Origin of the sequence: Arthrobacter sp. NEB 688, assembly GCF_013201035.1 — a bacterium.
Lineage (GTDB): Bacteria > Actinomycetota > Actinomycetes > Actinomycetales > Dermatophilaceae > Phycicoccus.
Genome location: NZ_CP053707.1, coordinates 812,715 through 838,641 on the forward strand (window position 1 = coordinate 812,715; position 25,927 = coordinate 838,641).

Here is a 25,927-nt window from a genome sequence, read left to right on the forward strand (position 1 = left end):
CCCACGAGCCTCAAGGTGATCGACGACGATGCGCAGTTCATCATCGACGAGGGCGTGTTCGGAGTGGGCTCGCCTGGCAGTGGCTCGTGGCCAGCTTCACGCGAGCGCAGCGGTGTGGTTATGGGAGCAGTTCAGTCTGGAAAGACCGCGTCGATGCTCGCCGTGATCGCGAAGGCTCTCGACGCCAAGGTCGACGCCGTCGTTGTTCTCGCCGGCACGCGAACGGCACTCTGGCAGCAGACGTTCGAGCGCTTAGTGGCCCAACTCGATACTCTCGATCAACCGTGGTCCAGACGGGTGTTCGTGCCTAACCGAGCTGTCCTGAACCGTGGACAGCAGGCTCCGGACCTCGCCACCCTCTACGCCCTGACCGGTCCGCTCGGCCGAAAGGCAGTGTCCGGGCGCCTGCCTATCGTCGCGGTGGTCATGAAGAACGTGTTCCACCTGGAGCGCATGGCCGCGACCCTCCACAAGTCCGTCTTTCCCGCAGCCGCACAACGGGGGGACGCTTTCCACATTCTCGTGATCGACGATGAGGCAGACGACTCATCCATCCTGGACGCGGTGACCGAGGCCCGAACCGGAGTGTCCCTGGCGGACACCAAACAGGTTCCCCGACGGATCGCAGACCTTTGGGAGGCACGTATTGCCCCCGGCGAAACCAGCCAGGCCAACCTCTACGCCACGTACATCGCCTATACCGCCACCCCCCAAGCCAACTTCCTTCAAGACGCCTCGAACCCTCTGGCGCCACGTGACTTCGCGATCAGCCTGCGCACCCCGGCGCAACGCGGAGAAGTAGAGCCGCGGTCACCGTCTTACACCGACGCGGCCGGGCTCAAGTCCTGGTACACGGGGGGCGACATGTTCTATAGGTCCCTCAGTTCGGTGCCCCTGTGCCGCACAGAGGACCCGCCCGACGAGGTGTTTGTCAACGCGATACGGGCCTTCCTCGTCGGCTCCGCCGTGCGCCTCTGGCGCGCCCCTGAGCGAATAGGTCCCCACTCCGCACGAGGGGTTCGATTTGGCACCAAGGCTGAAGCACTGTCCTCCTTCGCGGCACCAGGGTCGATGCTGATCCACCCGTCTTCGGCCAAGGACGACCATTTCGATGTCGCCGCACAGGTTCTCGCGTGGTCGGACGGATCGGACCGCCGGCAAGCGCGCGCCCGTATCGATGCGGGGGAACGCGAGCTGTCAGTGAAGGGCATTCAGACTCAGATCGACGATGAGCCTGAGAAATGGCAGAGCTGGATCCGGGACTTCGCAGACGCTGCACACCGCTGTTACACGGCCCTTTCTCTCCCGGAGAAGGCCCGTGTTCCGGGAACCGAAGACTGGGACGAGATCCGCCGGCTCCTCCTCGAAGAGGTGGTGCCCGGCACCCAGTTGGCGGTCATCAACAGCGACGAGACCGCAGACGACAGACCGGAATTCGAGCTGAGCCGGGTCGGGCATACTTGGGGACCGCCTCCCAACCACTCGACGATCTTCGTCTCTGGAAACGTGATGGCCCGGGGGCTCACGCTCGAAGGTCTTACAACCACGCTGTTCACCCGACACAGCGATACGCCGCTCGCGGACACCCAGATGCAGATGCAACGTTGGTTCGGCTATCGAGGCAGTTTCATCGAGCTCTGCAGAGTCTTCCTGACGCCCGGGCAGCTAGAGCTGTTCAGTGCCTACCACGAGGCCGACGAGGCATTGCGGAGAGACATCATGGCCGCCATGAACCAGCCAGGGGGGCCCTCCACAGCCGTGAGTGTTCTGCAGGGCTACAACTTCGCCGCAACCGGCAAGATCGCCAATGTCACCCCTGTGGCCATCTGGCCGGAAGCGACCCCATTCATTCGGCACATGAACTCTCCCGAGTGCGACTCCGACAACGCTGAGCTCGTCGCTGACCTTCTAGGGCGGGGGTACGACGTGGTGTCGGCGAAGAATGGGCGCGACCTTGGGCTCATCCTGCGCGAGGACCTAGATCTCCTTGGGACCGCGGAGCTCCTAGACTGCCTCACCTACCGAGACCACGGGCCCGGAACCTCCGGACGCGACTCAAAGCGCTGGCAGTCTCTCGGCAACCACCTAGGGCTGACCGCGCAAGACTCCGAGTACCCGCTGTACCGGGCCCCGTTTGTGTCCGATGGGATCGACCTAGGCAGCAATTCCCCATACGCGATAGCCGCGTACCTGCGCGCCTGGTCGGCCGCGCTGTCCAGGCGCGCCCCAGGGCTCGTGACGACAGACCCGCCATTCGGTCCCTGGGGCCTTGTGGATCTCCAGCAGAGGGCGACCGCTCGACCCCACTTCCGGGTCGCGCTCCGCTTTGGGCGGGGCCCGCACGTCGCCAACGGCCCACTGGCGAACCTTGGCCACCCAGTGAGGACAATGGGGCGGGAGGTCACCGCCACCGGTGCCCTCCGCGCCACCTGGGGCTCTCGGGGGTCGGCAGGCACGCATGTATCGGACGTTGAGGCGTCTGAGCGGTATCCCGGCGACGAATACATCGACTACTTCGCCCGAGGCGAACCCGTGCCGGTACGGGGATCCTGGGGCTCGGCACGTCCCCCAGGCGAGCCTGGGCTCGTGCTCTTCCACCCGATCGCTCACAAGAATGAGTCGTTCTCGTTGGCAGTCGGACTGTGCTTACCCCTCGGCGGCCCAGACCAAGTCTCCGCCGTCGCCACAGAGGACCTAACGTGACTAACGGGCACTCAAGAGACGCGATCTACGAGGAACTCCGGGAGCGAGTTGCGGGAAGCGTTCCCGCATCAGTTGCGGATTCCCGGGATGTGGAATGGACTTCTGCCAGCCGCGCCCTCGGGTTCGCGCGGTCCTCAAGTGGGGCCATAGAAGTGTTCCTGGTGGGTGAACCCCTCCAAGCCTCACGGCCGGGCGTCGCGAAGCATCTTGAGCACCACGAGTGGGCCACGGTTGATGGCGAGGGCCTGAGCGCCAATCGGCTGCTGTTGCCGAACGAGCCACACTTCGATCGCGTGGCCGCGTTCATCTGCGCGGAACTTCAGCTGAACAACGTCGATGACAACGTGCCGGGTGCCTTCAGTCGGAGCGAGGAGATCATCGACCTCGCACTCACCGGTGCGTCGGTTGACGCTGATGCACTCCTGGGTCTGTGCGGTGAGCTGCTCTTCTTAGATGCCCTGACTCGCGCCGATCCCGAAGCCGCACCGCAGATACTGATGCAGTCGTGGGCCGGACACCGGCGGTCGAGTAGGGACCTCCAGCTCGGCTCGATAGGTGTGGAAATCAAGACCACCACGAAGGCCGCATCGGAACATCACATTCAGGGGCCCCACCAGGTCGAGCTCGGAAATTCCGTGGGGGGAGTGCAGGAAATTGGTCTCTTCCTGCTGAGTGTCGGGTTGGTCTGGCTACCCACCGATCAGCCGATGGGGTTCACACTGCACAAGATCGTGTCGAACTTGATCAGCACTCTCAGTGCCGGAGACCGAGCGGAGTTCCTCGGCCGGATCAGTGGCTATGCGGGATCCGCCGGACGTGGATACGACCATGACTCTCCGGAGATCGCGCCTGAGTTCAGACGGCCGTTTTCGACGTCGTTCGTGCGGCTGTACGACATGACCGACTCCCGGATCCGCCTCCCACGCAGCGATGTCCTGGCAGGCATGGACTTGGTCCCGGAGTCCGTGAGCTACCGAATCCGTCTGCCCCTGCAGGTGAACGGCTCACTGAACCCCACCACCGGCCTCGCCGAGGCAGCGGCACACGTGCTGGCCATCAGCAACTAGGGCGGGGCCACTGCGTTGTCGGGCGCCTTCGCATATGAGGGGAGTGCACGGCGCAGCGCGGAAGTCCCTCAACTACAACACCTTTCGAGGCATACCCGACGGATCGAAGATGGCGGGACGGGACTGCTTCACCGATAGGTGACAGGTTGGGGCAGGCGGCCTGAGTGGCCGGTGTGGTCATGATGGTCTCGTACTCGATGGGGGTCAATCGACCGAGGGAGTCCTGCCTGCGGCGGCGGTGGTAGGTGCGTTCGATCCAGGTGACGATCGCGATGCGCAGCTCTTGGCGGGTGGCCCAGGGGCGGCGGTTCAGGACGTTCTTCTGCAGCAGGGAGAAGAAGGACTCCATGGCAGCGTTGTCGCCGCAGGCACCGACCCGACCCATCGATCCGACCATCTCGTGGCGATGCAGGGCGTGGACGTACTTCTGTGCTCGGAACTGGGACCCCCTGTCGGAGTGGACAACGCAGCCGGCGACGTCAGCGCGTCGCGCGGCGGCGTTGGCCAGGGCGGCGACCGCGAGGTGGGACGTCATCCGCGAGTCGATCGAGTAGCCGACGATGCGGTTGGAGTAGGCGTCCTTGACCGCGCACAGGTAGAGCTTCCCTTCGCCGGTGCGGTGCTCGGTGATGTCGGTCAGCCACAGCTGGTTCGGGGCGTCGGCGGCGAACACGTGGCGGGTCACGCCGTGCTTGTCGGTCACGGCGCAGCGGTCGTCGTGGACCGGCGGGCCAGGCCGCTTGGAAGCGCCCCGCTTGGGCTTGCCGAAGGCCGACCACCAGCCTTGCTGCGAGCACAGCCGCCACGCGGTCCGTGCCGACATGACCTCGCCGGCATCACCCGCTTCGTCGTGCAGGTAGCGGTACCCGAACTCCGGATCGTCGTGGTGAGCGTCGAACAGGGCGTTCGCGCGGTAGGCCGCAACCAGGTCGGCGTCGGTGACGGGTGCCTCGAGCCACCGGTAGTACGGCGCCCGCGCGATCTTCAGCACCCGACACGTCACCGTCACGGGGATCCCGTCGGCGGCCAGCTCGCGGACGAGCGGGTACATCATTTTCCCGGCAGGTGCGCCTGCGAGAGATACGCCGCCGCCCTGCGTAGGACCTCGACCTCCTGCTCCAGCAGCCGGTTGCGCCGCTTGAGCTCACGCAGCTCGGCCAGCTCCTCCCGATCGGCGCCGGGCTTGATCCCGGCGTCGCGGTCGGCCTGGGTCATCCAGTTCGTCAGACACGACTCCGAGATCCCGAAGTCCTTCGCGACCTGCTTCAACGTGACGCCATCCTCACGCTGACCAGCCACTCGCACGACGTCGTCGCGGAACTCCTGGGGATAGGGCTTGGGCACGGTGCACATCCTTCCAGCAGCGCTTCACAACGCCACAGATCGGTTGACCTGCCCCTCAGGTTGGTTTCCAGATGACCTGCCCCTCAGGTTGGTTTCCAGATGTGGTGGCGAGTCGAGGGCCTTGCTGAAAGGCTCCGACAGTGCCTCGTCCCTACCCACCCGAGTTCCGGGCTCGCGCGATCGCGCTGGTCCGGTCCGGGAAACAGATCAAGCAGACCGCCTATGAGCTCGGCATCAGCGCCGGCTGCCTGCACGAGTGGCTCAAGCAGGACCGCATCGACCGCGGCGAGATCACGGGCGTCCCCACGAGCGAGTCCGCCGACCTGCGTGCCGCCCGGAAGCGGATCCGAGAGCTCGAGGCCGAGCTGGCCATCCTGCGCCAGGCCTCGAAGTTCTTGGCGGAGGACAAGCCCCACCCAAAAGGGTTCACCCGGTGATCGACCGACTGGCCGACGCCGGGATCCCCATCGACAACAGCTGCACCGTCCTGGGCGTCTCTCGGCAGGGCTACTACCGGTACAAGCGTCGCGCCTTGTCGAAGACCGCGCTGCGCCGTCAATGGCTCACCGGCTTGATTCGCGAGATCCACATCGCCTCCCGGGGCACCTACGGCTACCGGCGGGTGCACGCCGAGCTGACCATGGCGATGGACGTCCACGTCAGCTCGCGCCTGGTCTCGGTCCTGATGACCCAGGCTGGGATCTGCGGGCTACCGGGCCCGGCACGGGTCAAACGGCTTCGAGGAGTGGTCACCTCGGACGATCTGGTCAACCGCAAGTTCCACCGGCTGCGGCCGAACGAGCTGTGGGTCACGGACATCACCGAACACCCCACGCGTGAAGGCAAGGTCTACTGCGCCGCGGTCCTGGACGCCTTCAGCCGGCGGATCATCGGCTGGTCCATCGACTCCCGCCAGGACACCACGCTGGTCATCAACGCCCTCGACATGGCCATCCGCAACCGACGCCCCGAACCCGGCGGCATCGTCCACGCCGATCACGGAGTCCAGTTCACGTCGTGGGCCTTCGGCGAAGCCATCCGCTCCACGGGGCTCATGCCCTCCTTCGGCAGCGTCGGCGACGGCCTGGACAACGCGATGATGGAGTCGTTCTGGTCCTCGATGCAGACCGAGCTGCTCAACCGCAAGAAGTGGAAGACCCGCCTCGAACTCTCCAACGCGATCTTCGACTACATCGAGATCTTCTACAACCGCCAACGCCGGCACTCCTCGCTCGGCTACCGCACCCCGATCGAGCACGAACTACTCTCCGAGAAGACACCCCAACCCGCCTAAGACTCACCACCGACTGTGGAAACCAAGGTGTAGGGCAGGTCACCTGCGGCGCGTGCCCCCACAGCCGGGGTGGTGTGAGTGGGGCTCCTCAATCGCCACCGACACCGTAGGCGGGTTGGCGACTGCAGCCGCATCGACGTGCGGGCGTCGCTCTCTGAAGTACTTCTCTGGGTACGAACGCGTTAGAGACCCTCACCGCCGAGCAGCAAGGGCCTCTGAGATGTGGTGGAGCCAAGGGGACTCGAACCCCTAACCCCCTGCTTGCAAAGCAGGTGCGCTACCAATTGCGCCATGGCCCCCGGGTGCCGCGCGCGGGCGGCGGGGTGGGCGTCAGCCCTGCGGGGTGTCCGTCGCCTCGGCCCAGAGCCGGTTCTCGGCCTGCTTGCCCTTGATCTGCTTGTTGAGCGCGAACGCCCCTGCCGCGGAGGCGAGGAGGACGAGGAACTTCTTCACGGAACACCACCTGGGAGCCGGGGAGGTCGGGTGGTGGGCCTAACAGGACTTGAACCTGTGGCCTCTTCCTTATCAGGGAAGCGCTCTAACCGTCTGAGCTATAGGCCCGTCACCGACCGGCGTCGCACCTCTCAGGAGGCGCGGTGCACGAGATTACCCGATGCCGTGCCCGCTCCCCAAAACGGGGGTCGGACGCGGCCCGGGGAGCGCAGAACGTGTGTGAAGACCGTCGTCATGACGACGGTCTTCACACACGTTCGTGGGCGGTCCGAGAGGGGCGGCAGGCCGGCCGACCACCGCGGCCTCAGTCGTCGGTGAGGGTGAGGTGCACGCCGCCGACGAGGGCGGAGGAGAGGTTGTAGAGGAACGCCCCGAGCGTGGCGATCGCGGTGATGAGGATGACGTCGACGACCGCGATGACGATCGAGAGCGACGTGACGCGGGTGAAGCCGACGAAGTCGAGGATGTCGAACTTCGTGCCACCGTCCTGGATGATCTGGCCGATCACCCCGTTGACCTTGTCGAAGACACCCATCGCGTCGAGGACCGTCCAGAGGACGACCGTCGCGACGACGAGGGCGATCCCGAGGGCCACCGACAGCAGGAACGACATCTTCATCGCCGACCACGGGTCGATGCGCGAGACGGTCAGCTTGACGCGACGCGAGGACGCCGGCCGGGGAGCGGCCTTGGTCGCCGCGCCGGCGGCAGCAGCCGCGGATCCGGTGGCACCGGCCGGCGCGGCCTCGCGGCCGGTCGCGACCGGGCGGGTGGCCTCACGCTGCACGGTGGCGGCATCCTGACGGGCCGGGCGCTGGGCACCCGACGGACGCGCGGGGCGTCCGGCGCTGTCTGCGGTGCTCACTCACGGCCTCCTCGGTCTGCGTCGTCGTCCGACGAGTCGTCGGTCGACGTCGCGTCCGACGGTACGGCATCGTCGACCGCACCCGCGATCTCGCCACCCGGGGTCGAGACAGTCGTGACCACCTCGTCACCCTCGCCGCCCTGGACCTCGGCAGAGGCCTCCTCGGCCGCCTCGACGGCCTCCTCGACCTCCTTCTCGGGGTTGCGGGTCACCGCGACGATCGCGTCGTTGCGGCCCGGCTTGGCGAACTGCACGCCCATCGTGTTGCGGCCGGTCAGGCGCACCTCGTCGACGCGCGAGCGGACGATGTTGCCCTTCTCGAAGACGACGAGCACCTCGTCGCCGTCGTCGACGGTCAGCGCCCCGACGAGGTCGCCGCCCTTGTCGGACAGCTTCGCGACGGCGACCCCGAGGATGGCGCGCCCCTTGACGTTCCACTCCGACGCCTTGGAGCGCTTGGCCAGACCGGACTCGAAGACGACGAAGACGTCCGGGTCCTCGCCCTCGGCGACGACCGACATCGAGAGCAGCTCGTCGCCGTCACGGAACTTCATGCCCGTGACGCCCGAGGTGGCGCGACCCATCGGGCGCAGCGTGGCGTCGTCGGCGTGGAAGCGCACCGACTGCCCCTTGCGCGAGACGAGCATCAGGTCGTCCTCGGCCTGGACCAGCCCGACCCCGACGAGCTCGTCGCCGTCGCGCAGGTTGACGGCGATGAGGCCGCCGGCCCGGGGGCTGTCGTACTCCGAGAGGCGGGTCTTCTTGACCAAGCCGGCCCGCGTCGCGAGGAGCAGGTACGGCGCGTCCTCGTAGGAGCGGATGGCCAGCACCTGGGCGATCTGCTCGCCCGGCTGGAAGGCCATGAGGTTCGCGACGTGCTGGCCCTTGCCGTCACGGCCGGCGTCCGGCAGCTCGTACGCCTTGGCGCGGTAGACCCGGCCGAGGTTGGTGAAGAAGAGCAGCCAGTGGTGCGAGGTCGTCGTGAAGAAGTGGTCGACCATGTCCTCGCCGCGCAGGGCCGCCCCGCGCACGCCCTTGCCGCCGCGCCGCTGCGAGCGGTACGCGTCGACCCGGGTGCGCTTGGCATAGCCGCCGCGCGTGATGGTGACGACCACGTCCTCCTCGGGGATGAGGTCCTCCATCGACATGTCGCCGTCGGTCGGCATGATCGTCGTGCGGCGCTCGTCGCCGAACTTCTCGACGATGGCGCCGAGCTCGTCGGAGATGATGTCGCGCTGGCGGCCGGGCGTCGCGAGGATGTCCTTGAAGTCCTCGATCTGCTCCTGCAGCTTGTCGTGGTCGTCGATGATCTTCTGCCGCTCGAGGGCCGCGAGGCGGCGCAGCTGCAGGTCGAGGATCGCCCGCGCCTGGATCTCGTCGATCTCGAGGAGCGCGATGAGGCCGTTGCGGGCCTCCTCGACGGTCGGGCTGCGGCGGATGAGCGCGATGACCTCGTCGAGCATGTCGAGCGCCTTGAGGTAGCCGCGGAGGATGTGGATCTCCTCCTCGGCCTTGCGCAGCCGGTAGGCCGTGCGCCGCTGGATGACGTCGACCTGGTGCTCGCACCAGTAGCGGATGAACGCGTCGATCGGCAGCGTGCGCGGCACGCCGTCGACGAGGGCGAGCATGTTCGCGCCGAACGTCGTCTGCAGCTGGGTGTGCTTGTAGAGGTTGTTGAGCACGACCTTGGCGACCGCGTCGCGCTTGAGCACGATGACGAGGCGCTGGCCGGTGCGGCCCGAGGTCTCGTCGCGGATGTCGGCGATGCCCGCGAGCCGGCCGTCCTTGACGTGCTCGGCGATCTTCTGCGCGAGGCTGTCCGGGTTGACCTGGTAGGGCAGCTCGGTGACGACGAGGCACTGCCGGTTGTGGATCTCCTCGACCTCGACGACCGCCCGCATGATGATCGAGCCGCGGCCCGTGCGGTAGGCGTCGTCGATGCCCCGGTGGCCCATGATGAGCGCGCCGGTCGGGAAGTCCGGGCCCGGAATGGCCTTCATGACCGCGTCGAGCGCCTCCTCGCGGGAGGCGTCGGGGTGGCGGAGCATCCACTCGGCGGCCGCCGCGACCTCGCGCAGGTTGTGCGGCGGGATCTGCGTCGCCATCCCGACCGCGATGCCGGCGCTGCCGTTGGCCAGCAGGTTCGGGAAGCGTGAGGGCAGGACCTCGGGCTCGAGCGTCTTGCCGTCGTAGTTCGGCTTGAAGTCGACCGTCTCCTGGTCGATGTCGCGGACCATCTCCATCGACAGCGGCGCCATCCGGCACTCGGTGTACCGCGGCGCGGCGGCCGGGTCGTCACCGGGCGAGCCGAAGTTGCCCTGGCCCTGGACGAGCGGGTAGCGCAGCGACCAGTCCTGCACGAGCCGGACGAGGGCGTCGTAGATCGCGCTGTCACCGTGCGGGTGGTACTGGCCCATGACGTCGCCGACGACGCGGCTGCACTTGTTGAAACCGCGGTCGGGGCGGTAGCCGCCGTCGTACATCGCGTAGAGGACGCGGCGGTGCACCGGCTTGAGGCCGTCGCGGACGTCGGGCAGCGCGCGGGAGACGATGACCGACATCGCGTACTCGATGTACGAGCGCTGCATCTCGGTGTTGAGGTCGATCGGCTCCGTGCGGTCGGTCTCGACGGGCTGGTCGGTCATGGAGGTCCTTGCCTAGCGGGTCGTCAGAAGAGGTCGGTGGGGACGCGGCGCGTCAGATGTCCAAGAAGCGCACGTCGCGCGCGTTGCGCTGGATGAACGAGCGCCGGCTCTCGACGTCCTCGCCCATGAGCACCGAGAAGATCTCGTCGGCCGCGGCCGCGTCGTCGAGCGTCACCTGGAGCAGGACCCGGTGGTCGGGGTCCATCGTGGTCTCCCACAGCTCCTGGTAGTCCATCTCGCCGAGACCCTTGTAGCGCTGGATCGGGTTGTCCTTGGGGACGCGCCGGCCCTTGCTCTGGCCCTCGACGAGGAGGGCGTCGCGCTCCCGGTCGGTGAAGGCGAACTCGTGCGGGGCGTTGCTCCACTTGATGCGGAACAGCGGCGGCTGCGCGAGGTAGACGTAGCCGGCCTCGATGAGCGGCTTCATGAACCGGAAGAGCAGCGTGAGCAGGAGCGTGCGGATGTGCATGCCGTCGACGTCGGCGTCGGCCATGAGGACGATCTTGTGGTACCTGGCCTTCTCGATGTCGAAGTCCTCGCCGATGCCGGTGCCGAACGCCGAGATGAGGGCCTGGACCTCCTGGTTGGCGAGGGCCTTGTCGAGGCGCGCGCGCTCGACGTTGAGGATCTTGCCGCGGATCGGGAGGATCGCCTGGGTGTGCGGGTTGCGCCCGCGCACGGCCGAGCCGCCGGCGGAGTCGCCCTCGACGATGAAGACCTCGGAGATCGCGGGGTCCTTGGCCTGGCAGTCGCGCAGCTTGCCCGGCAGGCCGCCGGACTCGAGCACCCGCTTGCGGGTGGCCTCGCGGGCCTTGCGGGCCGCCATCCGGGCGGTCGCCGCCTGGATCGCCTTGCGGACGATCTCGCGGCCCTCGTTCGGGTGGCTGTCGAGCCACGCGCCGAACTCGTCGGTCATCGCGCGCTGGACGAAGCCCTTGACCTCGGAGTTGCCGAGCTTGGTCTTGGTCTGGCCCTCGAACTGCGGCTCGCCGAGCTTGACGCTGATGACGGCGGTCAGGCCCTCGCGGACGTCGTCGCCGGTGAGGTTGTCGTCCTTCTCCTTGAGCTGGTTCTGCTTGCGCGCGAAGTCGTTGACCAGCTTGGTCAGCGCCGCGCGGAAGCCCTCCTCGTGGGTGCCGCCCTCGTGGGTGTTGATCGTGTTCGCGTAGGTGTGGACCGACTCGGAGTACGCGGTCGTCCACTGCATCGCGAGCTCGAGGGAGAGGCTGCGCGCCTCGTCCTCGACCTCGATCGAGATGACGTCGGCGTGCACCGGGTCGCTGCGCTTGGAGGAGACGAGGTGGTCGACGTAGTCGACGAGGCCGTTGTCGTAGCGGTAGGACACCGAGCGCGCGGTGGTCGTGCGGGCCTTGCCGTCCGCGCCGGCGTCCTCGCTGTCCTCGACGACCGTGATGTCGGCGTCGACGCCGTCGAGGTCGGGCTCGCCCTGGCCCGCGGCCTCGGTGACCCGCTCGTCGACGAGGTTGATCGTCAGGCCCTTGTTGAGGAACGCGTACTGCTGGAAGCGCGAGCGGATGGTCTCCCAGTCGTACTCGGTCGTCTCGAAGATCTCGGGGCTCGCCCAGAAGGTGATGGTGGTGCCGGTGCGGTCGGTCTCCTCCATCGTCTCGAGGGGGCCGACCGGGACGCCGTGGTCGAAGGACATCCGGTGCGCACGGCCCTTCTGGCGCACGCAGACGTCGAGGCGGGTCGAGAGGGCGTTGACGACCGAGGAGCCGACGCCGTGCAGGCCGCCGGAGACCTTGTAGCCGCCGCCGCCGAACTTGCCGCCGGCGTGCAGCTGGGTGAGCACGAGCTCGACGGCGCTGACGCCCTCGGTCGGGTGCATGTCGGTGGGGATGCCGCGGCCGTTGTCCTTGACCCGGACGGCGCCGTCCTCCATGAGGATGACGTCGATGGTGTCGGCGTAGCCGGCGAGGGCCTCGTCGACCGCGTTGTCGACGATCTCCCAGACGAGGTGGTGCAGGCCGCGCTCGCCGGTGGAGCCGATGTACATGCCCGGGCGCTTGCGGACGGCCTCGAGCCCCTCGAGCACGGTGATCGCGGAGGCGTCGTAGGCGGGGCCGGCGGCCGGTGCCCCCTGCTCCTCCTGCGGCGGGACCACGAGGTCCTCGGCGGGCACGTCGGGGGTGTCGGGCTGGTCGGCCACGGGGCTCCTTCGTCGGGTGGCCACCGGTGGACGTGCACGTCCGGCCGGGGCTCATGGCGCGCGCCCCCGGGCTGGTCACCCACGGGCGCGCTGTCGAGCCCCATCCTACCGCTCGCGGACGACAGAGCACCCGCTGGGAGGCCCGTGGCGCCGGTTCTCGCCGATCATCACGGGTGTCCACGACTCCCCACACGCGGAGCGGGCTCCCAGCGGCGCTGAGCGGCCTTCCTCGGGCTCGCGCCCGAGCGGGTCAGGACGCGGCGCCGAAGACGTCGACGACGGTCGCCCGGATGCGGACCACGGCCGGCGCCGAGGCGTCGGCGGCGGCCAGCCCGTCGAGCAGCGTCGCGACGTGCTCGCGGGTGGCGTCGACGACGACCACACCGTCCCGGACGGCCGCCCCGTGCACCGCGGAGAGGACCTGGGGGTCGTCCGTGAACAGGACGCTGCCGTGGCCGGCCAGCTCGTCGAGGGTGCGGGGGCCGAGGGTCGTCGGCAGCGGGACGGTCGAGCGCACGAGGTCGAGGAGGTCACGGGACTCCAGCGCCCGACGGGCCAGGGCCGGCCCGTGGGCCTCGAGGATGCCCGCCTGCGTGGCGGGGTCGGTGGCGCGCAGCAGGATGAGCTGGGCGAGCAGCGCCCGGCCGATGCGCTCGGCGACCTCGGGGTCGTCGTGCGCCGGGTCGGTCAGGGCGTCGCGTCGGTCGTCGACGACGACGACGCAGAAGGACATCCACTCCGGCACGAGCGCGGACGGACCCTCGTCGGCGAGCATCCCGTCGACGTAGCGGCGGTGGGCCACGGGCGCCTCGGTCTCCGTCGCGGGCAGGACGGCCGCGACGGCGCGCAGGCCGGAGACCGACGCGCGCAGCGGGAGGACGGCGAGCGGGGCGACGCCCAGCCGCTGGCGGCACCACTCGAGCTGCTCGTGGGCCGGGCGCTCCCAGAGGGTCGCGCCGCCCGAGACGAGCACGCCGTCGACCTCGACGGCCACGGGGAGCTGGTCGATGACGTCGAGCACCTGCTCGAGCACGGTCTCGGGGGTGCACCAGGAGCGCGTGGAGCGGCGCGGGTGCAGGCGGATCTCGGTGCCCGGCCGCTCGAGGGGCTCGTCGGCGAGGGTGACGAGCACGGTGCCGTCGGGCAGGCCGACCCAGCGCATCGTCGGGGCCATCGGGACGAGGGCGGAACGGGTCACGAGCTCGACGACGTCGGCGACCGCGAAGGCGGACAGGAGGGAGGTCTCGTACCGGCGCAGGCCCTCGCGGACCGTCCCGTGCTCGACCGGCGGGGGCGTGGCGCTCAGCCAGCGCACCTCCTGCGGGGTGAAGCCGACCCCGTCGTCGTGGACGACGAGCGGGCCGCCGCCGGTGGCCGACGTGACGCGCACCCGGCCGACGTGCGCCGGGTCGACGCGTCGCCGCGCCTCGATGCCGACGAGCGCGCTCGCGAGGAGGTCGCGGACGGGGCCGCGACCGGCCCCGGGTCGCGGGGGACCGGCGTCGCGGGGGGTGCGGCCGGGGTCGTGGCCGGAGGGCTGGTCGTTCACGTCGGAGTCCGTTCCGATGGACGGCGACCAGGGGATGGCGGTCACCGTGGGGGCGAGAGTCCCTCCACGGTGCCCCTCCTGCGGGGCGCTCCGGGCGCGCTCACGGACGGGCTCCCCCCGTCGTCCCGGGAGTCCGGCCGAACGAACGACCCGCCGTCGCTACGCCGGTGACCTGCGGGTCAGCCGTCCGCGCCGGGGCGCAGGGTGCGCTCGAAGAGGTCGCGCACGTCGTCGGTGAGGGCCGGCTCGGGCACCGTGACGTCGAGGTCCGGCGCCGCGCAGCGCACGCCGTAGCAGTAGGCGTCGGGGTAGTCGCGCTCGACGCCGGCGGCGAGCGCGCGCAGCCGGTCGGTGGCGATGAGCTCGTGCCAGGCCTGGCCGTCGGGCTCCGGGAGGTCACCGAGCGCGACCGTCCTGGTGCGGGTCCGCCCGGCGAACCCGCCGGTGCGGCGCACCTCGAGCTCGGTGCCGGGGGCGGGCGCCGACGGGGCGTCCGGGTTCCCCGGGGCGGGCGTGCCCGGTGCGGGGGACCCGGGGGTGGGGGCGCCGGGCGAGCCCGCGGGGGTGCCGACCTCGACACCGACCCCGGTCCACGCGGCCCGGACGGCCTCGGCCTCGCGCGAGCCCTCGCCGTGGCGGGCCGTGGCGGCGGCGAGGGTCAGCCCGGCGAAGGTGGCGAAGTCGCAGTCGGCGCGGATCTCGCCGACGATCGTGTCGAACCAGACCTGCCCGGCGACCTCCCAGGCGTTGCCGCCGAGCGCGACCGCGAGGTCGTGGAAGGCCTTGTTGGGGATGCCGGAGTTGATGTGGACGCCGCCGTTGTCCTCGGTCGTCTCGACGTAGTCGCGCAGGTGCGCCGGCTGCGGGTCCTTGCCCAGGCGCGGGTCGTCGTAGGCGGTGCCGGGGGCGGCCATCGAGCGCAGTGCGACCCCCTTGACCCCCGGAGCGAGGAGGTCGGCCCCGATGAGCCAGTCGGCGGACGCCGCGTCCTGCCCGAGGGAGTGCTGCTTGACGAGCACCCCGAAGACGTCGGAGACCGACTCGTTGAGCGCGCCGGACTGCCCCTGGTAGGTGAGGCCGGCCGTGTACTGCGTGACCCCGTGGGCGAGCTCGTGGCCGATGACGTCGAGGCTGCGGGTGAACCCGAGGAAGATTTCGCCGTCCCCGTCGCCGAAGACCATCTGGGTGCCGTCCCAGAAGGCGTTGTCGTAGTCGCGCCCGTAGTGGACGGTCGCGACGAGCGGCAGACCCTTGCCGTCGAGGGAGTTGCGCCCGTAGGCGTCCTGCCACAGCTGCCAGGTGGCGCCGAGCCCGTCGTAGGCCTCGGTGACGGCGACGTCGGCGGTGGCCGGCTCGCCCTCGCCGCGCACCCTCACCCCAGGCAGCGTCGTGCCCTGCTGCGCGTCGTGGACCGTGCGCTGCGGCCCGGCTGCCGTCCCCGCCGCCCCGCCGGGCAGCGTCGTGCCGCCGGGACGGGCCTCGGCGGTCCGACGGCCGCGCCGCAGCTCGGTGTCGGTGCGCAGCGTCGCGTCGGCGCGCCGGGCCACGTGGTCGTCACCCGACGCCGCGAGCGCGGCGAGCAGGTAGGGCGGGACGATCGAGCAGCGGGCGGGCGAGTGCGTCATCACCCCACGATGGACCCGGCCACCGACAGCCGCGACCCGGCGCCCACCACGAGGGTCGCCACTGCGCCGGACCGCGACCACCGTCGTTCCTCAGGCGGGAACGAGCGGGCGCCCAGCGGGGCGCCGGCCGCGCCGGGCGGTCAGCGCCGCAGCGCGGCGGCCATCCGCTCCTGCGCGAGGGGGGAGTGGAAGAGCTCGCCGGACATCCGGGCCATCGCCTCGCCGTCGCGCTCGAAGGCGGCCAGGAGGTCGGCGTTGAGGATCTGCTTGGCGGCGGTCAGGCCCTGGCGGGCGCCGGCGCGAAGGTCGTCGAGGACCGCGCCGACGGTGGCGTCCATCCCCGCCTCGTCGGCGACGTGGGTGACGAGGCCGTGGTCGCGGGCCTCGGCCGCCGTGAAGACCCGACCGGTGAGGAACCAGTCGGCCCCCGACCGCGCGCTCAGCCGGTGCCGCAACGGGATCGAGATGGTCGCCGCCGCCAGGCCGAGGCGCACCTCGGTGAGGGCGAAGCCCACGTCGTCGCGGCAGACGACGACGTCGGCGGAGGCCACGAGCCCGATGCCGCCGGCGCGGACCGGGCCGTCGACGCGGGCGACGACGGGCACGGGCAGGGCCGCGATGCGCCGCTGGACCTCCACGATGCTGCGCGCCTGCTCGGTCATGTCGACGGTGGCGGCCTCCTTGAGGTCCGCCCCGGCGCAGAACACCCGGTGGCTGGAGCGCAGGAGGACGGCGTGGACCGACTCGTCCTGCGCGACCTCGGCGAGCCGGTCGCGCAGGTCCGCGAGCAGGCGGCGCGAGAGGGCGTTGCGGTTGGCCGGCGAGTCGAGGGTGAGGACCGCGACCCGGTCCTCGTCGTCACGGCGGACCAGGGGGGCGACGTCGGCATCCACGGGGTGACCCTAGCCGCCGGGCGGTGGCGGTCAGGGGGCGGTCGTCACGCGGAAGACGGGGAAGCCCGGGGCGGCGGCAGCGAGCTCGGCGTCGGTCGAGTCCTTGCCGAGTCCCTCGACGAACCGACCGACCTCCCAGCCCCAGCGGCGCAGGTAGACGCGCAGCACGGCGGGGCGCTCCTCGACCGGCACCTCGACGAGGCGGACGTGCTCGACGCGCCGCCCGAGCCGCAGCTCGGCGTCGGGGTGCACCCGGGCGTTGCGCACCCACTCGGTGACCCCGCGCGGGGCGACGAGGTAGCGCTCGTCGCCGAGCGGCATGAGGTTGACCGGGGTGCTGCGCGGCAGGCCGGAGCGCCGGCCCCGGACGGTGAGGACGCGCGAGCCGAGGAGGCTGACGCCGCGGGCGGTCAGCCAGCGCACGACCGCGTTGAACGCGGCGTCGCTCCGGTCGTTCGGACGGACGTACCGGTCGGTGGGGGGTGTCGTCGCGGCCATGGTCGTCGTCTCCTCGTGAAGTGAGAGCGGTGCTCTCGTTGACTGCGAGTGTGAGGCTGGTCGTGCGCCGTGTCAAGAGCACTGCTCTCGTTCTGTGGTTGGATGGGCGCGTGCCCCCCACCTCCCGCGCCGACCGCCGCCGCGAGACGGAGGCCCGCATCGTCGAGGTCGGCCGGCGCCACCTGGCGTCCGAGGGTGCGGCCGGTCTCTCGCTGCGGGCCGTCACCCGCGAGCTCGGGATGGTCTCCTCCGCCGTCTACCGGTACGTGGCCCACCGCGACGAGCTGCTCACCCTGCTCGTCGTCGACGCCTACACCGAGCTCGCCGACACCGTGGACGCCGCCGTCGCCGCGGCCGCCGACCGGCCGTGGGACGAGCGCGTCGTGGTGGCCGGGACGGCGTTCCGGGCGTGGGCGGTCGGCGAGCCGGCGCGCTACGCCCTGCTCTACGGCAGCCCGGTCCCCGGGTACGAGGCCCCGCCCGAGCGCACGGTCGAGCCCGGCACCCGCGTCACGCTGCTCGTCCTGCGGCTGCTCGCCGAGGGCGTCGCGGCCGGCGACGTCCCGCCGACCGGCGCCGTGCCCGTCCCCAGGACCGACGCCGGGTCGGAGGCCCCGTCGCAGAGCGAGCCCGGCACCGTGCCGGACGCCACGTTGTCGGACGACCGCGGCACCGGCACCATCCCGTCGGTGGCCGGGACGGGGCTGGTCGACGACCTGCGCCGCCTCGGTGACGAGACCGGGCTGGTCGGCGACCTGCGCCGCCTCGGAGACGAGACCGGGCTGCCGGGCGGGCCCGACGTCATGGGCCGCGCCCTGCTCCTGTGGTCCGTGCTCCTCGGCGCGACGAGCCTCGAGGTGTTCGGCCAGTACGGCCGGGACACCCTGACCGACCCGGCCGCGCTCCTCCAGCACCAGCTGCGCCTCACCCTGGCCCTCCTGCGCACCCCCGCCTGACCGACGCCGCCCCCGCCCCCGCCATCCGACCGGCGAGCCCGACGACCCCGGCTCCCCGGGCCCGATCCATCCCGACTGATTGCGAGTTCCGCCGCTCGACACGCCCTCGGACGGCGCGTCCGGCGGCGGAACTCGCAACAAGTGGGGTGGTGGGGGCGGGCCGGTCAGCCGTAGGTGTCGCGGGGGCCGCGGCCGTCCTGCACGCGGTGCCGGCCACGCGACCAGGTCGGCGCGCTCGGGCCGACGACGCGCAGCTCGGTCACCGTCCCCTCGCCGACCTCGGCGGTCAACCGCGTCATCAGCGTGTTCTCGAGCAGCCGCAGCTGGGTGGCCCAGGCCGTCGAGTCCGCCCGGACGGTCAGCACGCCGTCGACGAAGTCCGTCGGCTGGCAGTGGGCCGAGATGTCGGGCCCGACGATGCTCGGCCAGCGGCCGATGACCGAGCCGACCGCCACGTCGGCGCCCCAGCCGCGGTCGGTGACGAAGCGGTCGATCTGGTCCGAGAGCATCTGGGGGTCGCGCCCGGAGCGCTTCTTGCCGCCCGGGATGTCCTTGGCCCGGCGGCGCGGCTTGAGGCCGGGGCGCAGGCCCTTGGCCCGGGCGGCGGCGCGGGCACGCGAGAGGGCCTCGGCGGCGGCCAGGCCCGCCTCGACCTCGGGCGCACCGTCCGCGGCGAACCCGGGGCTCGCGGCGTCCCCGGCCTCGTCGGCGTCCTCGACGGGCAGCAGCGGCGGCGCATCGGCCGGCTCTGCGGGGGAAGCCTGCGCCTCCCCGGGGAACGGTTCCGGGGTGGAGCGCGGCGGTATCGGGTGACCCGATACGCGAGGGTCAGGTGGGGTCGGCACCGTCGCCCGCCTCCGTCACCGGGTCCTCCGGCCCGTCCGGCCGGATCGGCACGTCCGGCTCGTCGCCCTCGCGGCGCTCCACGCCCGCGGCGGTGCCGCGTCGCTCCACGCCCGCGGCGGTGTCGGATCGCTCCACGAGCTCGTGGGTGTCGCGTCGCTCCACGCCCGCGGCGGTGTCGGGTCGCTCCTCGGGCTCGTTCTCGACCGCGGCGGCGTCGTCATCGGCCACCTCCTCGGCGTCCGTCTCGACCGTTCCGAGCGTGACCCGGCGGGTCGCGCCGGCGAGCGACGCCGGCACGTCGGCGGGCACCGCGGCCGTCACGAGCACCTGCTCGGCGTCGGCGACCATCGCGGCCAGCCGCTCACGCCGGCCGGAGTCGAGCTCGGCGAAGACGTCGTCGAGGACGAGCACCGGGTCGTCGCCGAGGTCGGTGCGCAGCAGCTGGAAGGCCGCGAGCCGCAGCCCGAGCGCGAACGACCACGACTCGCCGTGGCTCGCGTACCCCTTGGCCGGCAGCTCCCCGAGGGTGAGGAGCACGTCGTCGCGGTGCGGGCCGACGAGGCAGACCCCGCGCTCGACCTCCTGGTCGCGCACCTCGGCGAGGCTGGCCAGCACCTCCTCGTGCAGCTCGGCGACCTCGGGCACCTCACCGGCCGCGATGCGCACCGCCGTCACCTCGCGCAGCGACGAGCGGTAGGCGACCCGGGCGTCCGACTGGCCGTTGCTCACCTCGTCGTAGGCCTTGGTCAGGTAGGGCCCGAGGTCGCGCAGCAGGCGCAGCCGGGCGTAGAGCAGCTGCGAGCCGACGCCGGCCAGCTGCTGGTCCCACACCGACAGGGTGTGCAGCGCGGTCGCGGTCTCCGACGCCGGGTCGAGGGCCTCGGCGCCGGGCCGCGGCCTGCGGCCACGTGCCCGCCGGGAGAGGTACGGCTGCGCGGACTTCAGCAGGGCCGAGCGCTGCTTGACGATGCGGTCGTACTCCTGGCGCACGCCGGCCCAGCGCGGCTGGCGGGCGACGAGGAGGTCGTCGAGGAAGCGCCGGCGCTCACCGGGGTCGCCCTTGACCAGGGCGAGGTCCTCCGGCGCGAAGAGCACCGTGCGCAGCGTGCCCAGCACCTCACGCGGCCGCACCGGTGAGCGGTTGAGCCGCGCCCGGTTGGCCCGCCCCGGCGTGATCTCGAGCTCGAGCATCGTCTCGCGGCCGTCGCGGACGACGGCGCCGCGCACCACGGCGCGCTCCGCCCCGAAGCGGACGAGGGGCGCATCCGTCGCGACCCGGTGGCTCGAGAGCGAGGCGAGGTAGCCCACGGCCTCGACGAGGTTGGTCTTGCCCTGCCCGTTGAGCCCGACGAGGGTCGTCACGCCCGGCCCGAGCGGGAGCTCGGCCCGCTCGTAGCTGCGGAAGTCCCCGAGGGACAGGTGCCGGACGAACACTCCCCGAGACTAGTGCGCGCCGCCTGCGGGCCGGTGCCGCCCACGGGACCCGAGGTATCACCGCCCGCCCGTCGGCCTCCTCCCGGTGAGCGCGCCGGACGCCCCGGTGCCCGTACCCAGGAGGTCCGGATGTCCCATCCCTCGCTCGGCACCAGCCGCCGCACCCTCGTCGGGGCGCTCGGGCTCGGCACGCTCGGGCTCGCGGCCGCCCCCGCCCAGGCCGCCCTCCCCACCGGGCTGGTGGTCCCTCCGGAGCGGCTGGGCTCCGGTGGCGCCGACCTCTACCTCGTCCTCGACGGCATCACGGGCGACTCGACGAACGAGCGCTTCCGCGGGTCGGTCGAGCTGCTCGCCCTCGACTGGGGCGTCAAGGCCAAGCGCACCACCTCGGGCAGCGGTTCCTCGGCGGGCAGGCCGGTGGCCGGGGACGTGCGCGTCGCCACGACCGCCTCGTCCGCGTCACCGGTGTTCCTGCGGTACCTCGCGTCCGGACGGGTGCTGCGGCGCGCGGTCGTCCACGTCGTGCGCACCGGCGAGAACCCCGTCGAGGCGATGTCGCTCACCTTCACCGACGTCGTGGTGACCGGCTACGAGGTGATGTCGGGCAGCGGCCTGCCGGTCGAGGTCGTGGCGTTCGCGATGAACGGGGTCACCGAGACCTGGACGCCGCAGAACGCGGACGGCACGCTCGGCACGCCGGTGTCCGTCACGTGGGACCTGCGGACGGGCCGGGTGGCCTGAGCCCCCGGCCCGCCTCGTCGGGTCGTGGCGCGGGTCAGGCGTCGGTGCGCTTGGCCGCCGACTTCTTCGCGGCGGCCGTGCGGGCAGTGCCCTTCGTCGCGGCCTTCTTGACGGCGGCGGCGCGCTTGGCCGGCGTGGTCTTGGTGTCCTCGCCGCCGCGCAGGGCCTCGCCCTCGGCGACGGTCATCACCTGGTGCCCGCCGAACTGGCCGCGCAGCGCTGCGACGGCCTGCATCGAGGGGGAGGTGTGCTGGCGCGAGGCGAAGCGGGCGAAGAGCGAGGCCGAGATGACCGGCATCGGCACCCCGAGCTCGATGGCCTCCTCGACCGTCCAGCGGCCCTCGCCGGAGTCGACGGTGTAGTCCGAGACGTCCTCGAGCGTCGGGTTCTTCTCGAGCGCCTCGACCATGAGGTCGAGCAGCCAGGAGCGCACGACCGTGCCGCGGCTCCAGGCCTTGAAGGCGCCGGGGACGTTCTCGACGATGTCCTTCTTCTCGAGCAGCTCGTAGCCCTCGGCGTAGGCCTGCATGAGGCCGTACTCGATGCCGTTGTGGACCATCTTCGTGTAGTGCCCGGCGCCGACCTTGCCGGCGTGGACGAAGCCCTCGTCGCGCGGACCCTCGGGGCGCAGCGCGTCGAAGATCGGCATCGCCTTCTTCACGTTGGCCGCGGTGCCGCCGACCATCAGGCCGTAGCCGTTCTCGAGGCCCCAGATGCCGCCGGAGACGCCGCAGTCGAGGTAGCCGATGCCCTTGGCCTTGAGCAGCTTCTCGTGGACGGCGTCGTCGGTGAACTTGCTGTTGCCGCCGTCGATGACGAGGTCGCCCTTGTCGAGCAGCTCGGCGAGCTTCTCGATCGTCTCGGTCGTGGGGGCGCCGTGGGGCACCATCACCCAGACGACGCGCCGGCCCTGGAGCTGGCCGACCATGTCGGCGAGCGAGCGGGAGTCCGAGACCTGACGGTTGCGGTCGTAGCCCACGACCTCGTGACCGGCGCGGCGCAGACGCTCGCGCATGTTGCCGCCCATCTTGCCGAGGCCGACCAGTCCGAGCTGCATCCGGGTGCTCCTTCGTCGAGGTGTCGCAGGTGTCCGACCCGAAGGCTACGCCGCACGCCGCGGGGCCGGGGGGACCGGCTGGGGGTCAGGACGCGAAGCGCACCGGCATGAGGACGTAGCGGTAGGAGGTGTCCGCGTCGCCGTCGGCGCTCTCCTGGCCGCTGAGCACGGCCGGGCGGGAGGCCTGGGTGAACGAGATCCGCGACCAGTCGGTGCCGACGACGCCGAGGCCGTCGAGGAGGTACTGGGGGTTGAAGGCGATCTCGATGTCCGGGCCGGTCAGGCCGCACTCGACCGCCTCGGACGCCTGCGCGTCGTCGCCGGTGCCGGCCTCGATGGCGACCTGGTCACCCGAGAAGCGCAGCCGCACAGGGGTGTTGCGCTCGGCGACGAGCGCCACGCGCTTGACGGCCTCGACGAGCTCGGCGGTGCGCACGACCGCGTCGGTCTCGGAGGTCGTCGGGAAGATCGAGGAGACCTTGGGGTACTCGCCGTCGAGGAGGCGCGTCGTCGTGCGGCGCCGGCCGGCCTCGAAGCCCGCGAGCCCGTCACCGCCGGCGGTCGCACCGAGCGCGACGTCGATGGACCCCGCGGCGCCGAGGCTGCGGGCGGTCTCGCTGAGGGTGCGGGCCGGGACGAGCACGACGTGGCTGGCGTCGGTGGCGCTCGGGTTCCAGGTCAGCTCGCGCATCGCGAGGCGGTAGCGGTCGGTGGCGAGCAGCGTCATCTTGTCGCCCTCGACCTCGACGCGGACGCCGGTGAGGATCGGCAGCGTGTCACCGCGGTCGGCGGCGACCGACACCTGGGCGACGGCCTGGGTGAAGAGGTGGCCATCGACCGTGCCGGTGGGCTCGGGGGAGCTCGGCAGCGTCGGGTAGTCGTCGGCGGGCATCATCAGCAGGCTGAAGCGGGACGCGCCGCACGTGACCTGGACCTTGCTGCCCTCGGCGACGACGTCGATCGGGCGGTCCGGGAGGTTGCGCGAGATGTCGGCGAGGAGGCGGCCGAGGACGAGCACCGTGCCGGCCTCGGAGACCTCCGCCGCGACGGTGACCCGGGCCGAGACCTCGTAGTCGAACGCCGAGAGGGTCAGGGTGCCGTCGTCGGAGGCCTCGAGGAGGATGCCGGCCAGCACCGGCACGGGCGGGCGCGCGGGCAGGCCACGGGCCACCCAGGTGACCGCCTCGGCGAGGACGTCACGCTCGACGCGGAACTTCACGGCTACCACCCTTGTCCGGCGCGGACCAGCCGCCCCTGTCGTGCTTCGAGAACCACCACCCGGAGCGGGACGCGCGGACGGCGTCCCCACGCGGGCGGGGTTGCTGACACTAGTGCACGTCCGTGGGGCGCACCATCCGCTCCACGAGCCCTCGGTCGGGGTCCGTGAGGCTCGTTTCCGGGAGGTCGCATCCCCAGCAGGTGCTCGGGGCGGATCAGGGGAGAGAGGGAACTCGTCGTCGTGGTCGGTGGTGTGGATCCTGTGGACGACGGGGTGTCGGCGCAGGTCATCGCGGCGAGCCGGTGTGTGGACGGATCGTGGACCGGACGTGGAGAAGCTCAACCGTCGTGTTGACGACGAAACGCCGTGCACAGGGCGTCCACCGGCGCGGTGCTCGTCGTCCACGGAGGATGGGGCGTCGTCCACAGTCGTCCACAGGCCCTGTGGACAAGTCGTCCTCGGAGGGGCGTCCGTGCGGGGAGGGCACGGAGTTGTCCACAGGCTTGTACCCAGCGGTGGATGACGGAGCGGGCCGCCCCGGGAACGGCGGGTGAACGACGCGTGCCGCGTCGCGCCGGGGCCCGGCGGCGGGTGGTGCTTCGACGAAGGTTGTACACCGGTTGTGCACAACCTGTGGAGAACCCTGAGGACGACCGGGGGACGAGCTGTGGACCCGGTGGGGAGCGTGGGGACGCCCCAGAAGGTCCGCCGGCGTCGCCGACGGGTCCGGGTCGGGGTGGCGGCCGGGCAGCGACGACCCGGCACGTGCGGGGTTTCCGTGGTCGCGGGGGTGGCGGGACAGCGATAACCCCGCACGTGCGGGGATGCCCGGGGTGGGTCCGGAGGCGTGCGGGCGCGGAAGAGCCCTGCGCCACGGATCAGCGGCGGTGCTGGTCGGTCCGGTCGGTCAGCGGGACTGCTGCTTGATCCGGTTGGTCAGCTCGGTGACCTGGTTGTAGATGGCGCGCCGCTCGGCCATCAGCTGGCGGATCTTCTTCTCGGCGTGCATGACCGTCGTGTGGTCGCGCCCGCCGAACTGCTGGCCGATCTTCGGCAGCGACATCTCGGTCAGCTCGCGGCACAGGTACATCGCGATCTGCCGGGCCGTCACGAGCACGCGCGAGCGCGACTGCCCCTGGAGGTCCTCGATGGTCAGCCCGAAGTAGGCGGCCGTCTGGGCGATGATCGTCGCCGGCGTCACCTGGCTCGTGGAGTCGTCCGGGATGAGGTCGCGCAGGACGATCTCGGCCAGGCTCATGTCGACCGGCTGGCGGTTCAGGCTCGCGAACGCCGTGACGCGGATGAGGGCGCCCTCGAGCTCGCGGATGTTCGTCGAGATGCGCGAGGCGATGAACTCGTGGACGTCCTCGGGCACCGAGAGGCGCTCCTGGATGGCCTTCTTGCGCAGGATGGCGATGCGCGTCTCGAGGTCGGGCGGCTGGACGTCGGTGAGGAGGCCCATCTCGAACCGGCTGCGCATCCGCGCCTCGAAACCGGTGAGCAGCTTCGGCGGCACGTCGCTCGTGATGACGACCTGCTTGCCGGCGTTGTGCAGCGTGTTGAATGTGTGGAAGAACTCCTCCTGCGTCTGCACCTTGCCCTGGAGGAACTGGATGTCGTCGATGAGCAGGACGTCGACATCGCGGTAGCGGCGCTGGAAGTTGGCCGCCTTGTCGTCGCGGATGCTGTTGATGAAGTCGTTGGTGAACTCCTCGGAGTTCACGTACCGCACCTTGACGTGCGGGAACAGGTTGCGGGCGTAGTGCCCGATGGCGTGCAGCAGGTGGGTCTTGCCCAGCCCCGAGTCGCCGTAGACGAAGAGCGGGTTGTACGCCTTGGCCGGCGCCTCGGCGACCGCGACAGCTGCCGCGTGCGCGAACCGGTTGCTCGCGCCGATGACGAAGGTGTCGAACGTGTACTTGGGGTTCAGCCGGGTCAGCTCGATCTGCTCGGGCACCTGGGCCCCGGGCCGCGGCCGGCGCATCCCGGGGACCTCGACGAGGCCGGGGCCGGAGCCGCCGTGGCCGGCGTTCGCGGTCGCCAGGCCGGCGGAGTGGTCGGTGCCGTCGCCGTCGTCGTCGAGCTCGAGGTCGTCGATCTGCTGGCGACGGTCGGCGGCCCGGCGCTCGTGGCCGTCGTCGCCGACGCCGTTCGAGGTCGGCTCGCCGACGTCACCGAGGGTCGGGTCGACGGTCACCGCGAGGCGGACGTCGCGGCCCAGCCGCTCACCGAGGCTCTGGGTCACCCGCTCGCGCAGCCGGGTCTCGACGATGTCCTTGGTGAAGTCGTTGGGGACGGCGATGAGGGCGGTGTCGTCGAGCAGCCCGACGAGCCGGGCCAGGGAGAGGAAGGCCCGCTGCTGGACCGGGATCCCGTCCTCGTCGAGTGCCTCCAGCGTGGCCTGCCACACCTGGGTCATCGTCGCGTCCGGCACGTGGTTCCCGTCCTTCCGATGCCCTGGTCGTGGTCGCGGCGCCGGTCGACGCTGCGAGGGAGGGATGGTCGTCCACACGATTGTCCACAGCCTGTGGGGACATCATGGGGCGGTACCCACCGCGTGGAGCCGTG

Annotated in this window: 17 protein-coding genes, 2 tRNA genes and 2 pseudogenes; 5 read left to right on the forward strand and 16 right to left on the reverse strand. The window is 71.2% G+C overall.

The features are described from left to right. The first annotated feature begins 15 nt into the window (after positions 1-15). Together HL663_RS03945 and HL663_RS03950 are read left to right on the forward strand one after the other, a co-directional pair. Positions 16-2,703, forward strand: coding sequence for a Z1 domain-containing protein (locus tag HL663_RS03945; RefSeq protein WP_173027161.1), 2,688 nt, complete (start codon positions 16-18; stop codon positions 2,701-2,703). Between the two features lie 161 nt (positions 2,704-2,864). Beyond that, positions 2,865-3,770 (forward strand): PD-(D/E)XK motif protein, encoded by a 906-nt coding sequence (locus HL663_RS03950; protein ID WP_173027162.1) that lies wholly within the window; start codon positions 2,865-2,867, stop codon positions 3,768-3,770. Positions 3,771-3,927: 157 nt separating this feature from the next. Here the strand turns inward: HL663_RS03950 and HL663_RS03955 are convergent. Further along, positions 3,928-5,114 (reverse strand): annotated as a pseudogene (locus HL663_RS03955) (IS3 family transposase); the annotation flags it as partial. Positions 5,115-5,254: 140 nt separating this feature from the next. Here HL663_RS03955 and HL663_RS03960 point away from each other — a divergent pair. Beyond that, positions 5,255-6,408: pseudogene (locus HL663_RS03960) on the forward strand (IS3 family transposase). Positions 6,409-6,631: 223 nt separating this feature from the next. Here the strand turns inward: HL663_RS03960 and HL663_RS03965 are convergent. From HL663_RS03965 to HL663_RS04005, 10 genes are all read right to left on the reverse strand, one after another. Continuing rightward, a tRNA-Ala gene (locus tag HL663_RS03965) sits at positions 6,632-6,707 on the reverse strand. A 31-nt stretch (positions 6,708-6,738) separates the two neighbouring features. Further along, a complete protein-coding gene (locus HL663_RS19085; protein WP_216842672.1) occupies positions 6,739-6,861 on the reverse strand; it encodes a DLW-39 family protein in 123 nt (40 codons plus the stop codon). Between the two features lie 31 nt (positions 6,862-6,892). Further along, positions 6,893-6,969 (reverse strand) — tRNA-Ile (locus tag HL663_RS03970). A gap of 196 nt (positions 6,970-7,165) precedes the next feature. Next, the gene (locus HL663_RS03975; protein WP_173027163.1) at positions 7,166-7,726 is read right to left on the reverse strand and encodes a DUF3566 domain-containing protein; all 561 of its coding nucleotides are present in this window, start codon (positions 7,724-7,726) and stop codon (positions 7,166-7,168) included. Further along, positions 7,723-10,371: a DNA gyrase subunit A gene (gene gyrA, locus HL663_RS03980; RefSeq protein WP_173027164.1), complete on the reverse strand. Its 2,649-nt coding sequence runs from the start codon at positions 10,369-10,371 to the stop codon at positions 7,723-7,725. Before gyrA ends, HL663_RS03975 begins: the two co-directional genes overlap by 4 nt. 52 nt (positions 10,372-10,423) lie before the next feature. Beyond that, a complete protein-coding gene (gene gyrB, locus HL663_RS03985) occupies positions 10,424-12,541 on the reverse strand; it encodes a DNA topoisomerase (ATP-hydrolyzing) subunit B (protein ID WP_502709040.1) in 2,118 nt (705 codons plus the stop codon). Between the two features lie 250 nt (positions 12,542-12,791). Continuing rightward, complete coding sequence (locus HL663_RS03990) at positions 12,792-14,090, reverse strand: HSP90 family protein (protein ID WP_173027165.1); 1,299 nt, start codon at positions 14,088-14,090, stop codon at positions 12,792-12,794. A gap of 179 nt (positions 14,091-14,269) precedes the next feature. Next, complete coding sequence (locus HL663_RS03995) at positions 14,270-15,715, reverse strand: protealysin inhibitor emfourin (protein WP_173027166.1); 1,446 nt, start codon at positions 15,713-15,715, stop codon at positions 14,270-14,272. A 140-nt stretch (positions 15,716-15,855) separates the two neighbouring features. Then, positions 15,856-16,608: an enoyl-CoA hydratase-related protein gene (locus HL663_RS04000; protein ID WP_286175916.1), complete on the reverse strand. Its 753-nt coding sequence runs from the start codon at positions 16,606-16,608 to the stop codon at positions 15,856-15,858. Positions 16,609-16,638: 30 nt separating this feature from the next. Then, positions 16,639-17,106 (reverse strand): nitroreductase/quinone reductase family protein, encoded by a 468-nt coding sequence (locus HL663_RS04005; RefSeq protein ID WP_173027167.1) that lies wholly within the window; start codon positions 17,104-17,106, stop codon positions 16,639-16,641. Positions 17,107-17,216: 110 nt separating this feature from the next. Between HL663_RS04005 and HL663_RS04010 the strand changes: the two genes are divergently transcribed. Next, positions 17,217-18,062: a TetR/AcrR family transcriptional regulator gene (locus HL663_RS04010; protein WP_173027168.1), complete on the forward strand. Its 846-nt coding sequence runs from the start codon at positions 17,217-17,219 to the stop codon at positions 18,060-18,062. Between the two features lie 164 nt (positions 18,063-18,226). On the opposite strand, the gene HL663_RS04015 is transcribed toward HL663_RS04010, so the two are convergent. Both HL663_RS04015 and recF read right to left on the reverse strand, forming a co-directional pair. Then, entirely contained in the window at positions 18,227-18,907 is a 681-nt protein-coding gene (locus HL663_RS04015; protein WP_353654111.1) for a DciA family protein, read from the reverse strand. Then, positions 18,891-20,342, reverse strand: a complete 1,452-nt coding sequence (gene recF / locus HL663_RS04020; protein WP_216842673.1) for a DNA replication/repair protein RecF — start codon at positions 20,340-20,342, stop codon at positions 18,891-18,893. Before recF ends, HL663_RS04015 begins: the two co-directional genes overlap by 17 nt. 129 nt (positions 20,343-20,471) lie before the next feature. Here recF and HL663_RS04025 point away from each other — a divergent pair, with 129 nt between their 5' ends. Continuing rightward, the gene (locus HL663_RS04025; protein ID WP_173027169.1) at positions 20,472-21,083 is read left to right on the forward strand and encodes an Hcp family type VI secretion system effector; all 612 of its coding nucleotides are present in this window, start codon (positions 20,472-20,474) and stop codon (positions 21,081-21,083) included. Positions 21,084-21,117: 34 nt separating this feature from the next. On the opposite strand, the gene gnd is transcribed toward HL663_RS04025, so the two are convergent. The 3 genes from gnd to dnaA all read right to left on the reverse strand — a co-directional run bounded on the left by gnd (position 21,118) and on the right by dnaA (position 25,778). Beyond that, positions 21,118-22,140: a phosphogluconate dehydrogenase (NAD(+)-dependent, decarboxylating) gene (gnd, locus tag HL663_RS04030; RefSeq protein WP_173027170.1), complete on the reverse strand. Its 1,023-nt coding sequence runs from the start codon at positions 22,138-22,140 to the stop codon at positions 21,118-21,120. Positions 22,141-22,225: 85 nt separating this feature from the next. After that, a complete protein-coding gene (gene dnaN, locus HL663_RS04035) occupies positions 22,226-23,359 on the reverse strand; it encodes a DNA polymerase III subunit beta (protein WP_173027171.1) in 1,134 nt (377 codons plus the stop codon). Positions 23,360-24,266: 907 nt separating this feature from the next. Then, entirely contained in the window at positions 24,267-25,778 is a 1,512-nt protein-coding gene (gene dnaA, locus HL663_RS04040) for a chromosomal replication initiator protein DnaA (RefSeq protein ID WP_173029986.1), read from the reverse strand. Between the last annotated feature and the right edge of the window lie 149 nt (positions 25,779-25,927).

Coding starts and splice junctions, on each gene's coding strand:
- gyrA (WP_173027164.1), bottom strand. CDS start 10,371: ATGACCGACCAGCCCGTCGAGACCGACCGCACGGAGCCGATCGACCTC.
- HL663_RS03995 (WP_173027166.1), bottom strand. CDS start 15,715: ATGACGCACTCGCCCGCCCGCTGCTCGATCGTCCCGCCCTACCTGCTC.
- HL663_RS04005 (WP_173027167.1), bottom strand. CDS start 17,106: ATGGCCGCGACGACACCCCCCACCGACCGGTACGTCCGTCCGAACGAC.
- HL663_RS04025 (WP_173027169.1), top strand. CDS start 20,472: ATGTCCCATCCCTCGCTCGGCACCAGCCGCCGCACCCTCGTCGGGGCG.
- gnd (WP_173027170.1), bottom strand. CDS start 22,140: ATGCAGCTCGGACTGGTCGGCCTCGGCAAGATGGGCGGCAACATGCGC.
- dnaA (WP_173029986.1), bottom strand. CDS start 25,778: ATGACCCAGGTGTGGCAGGCCACGCTGGAGGCACTCGACGAGGACGGG.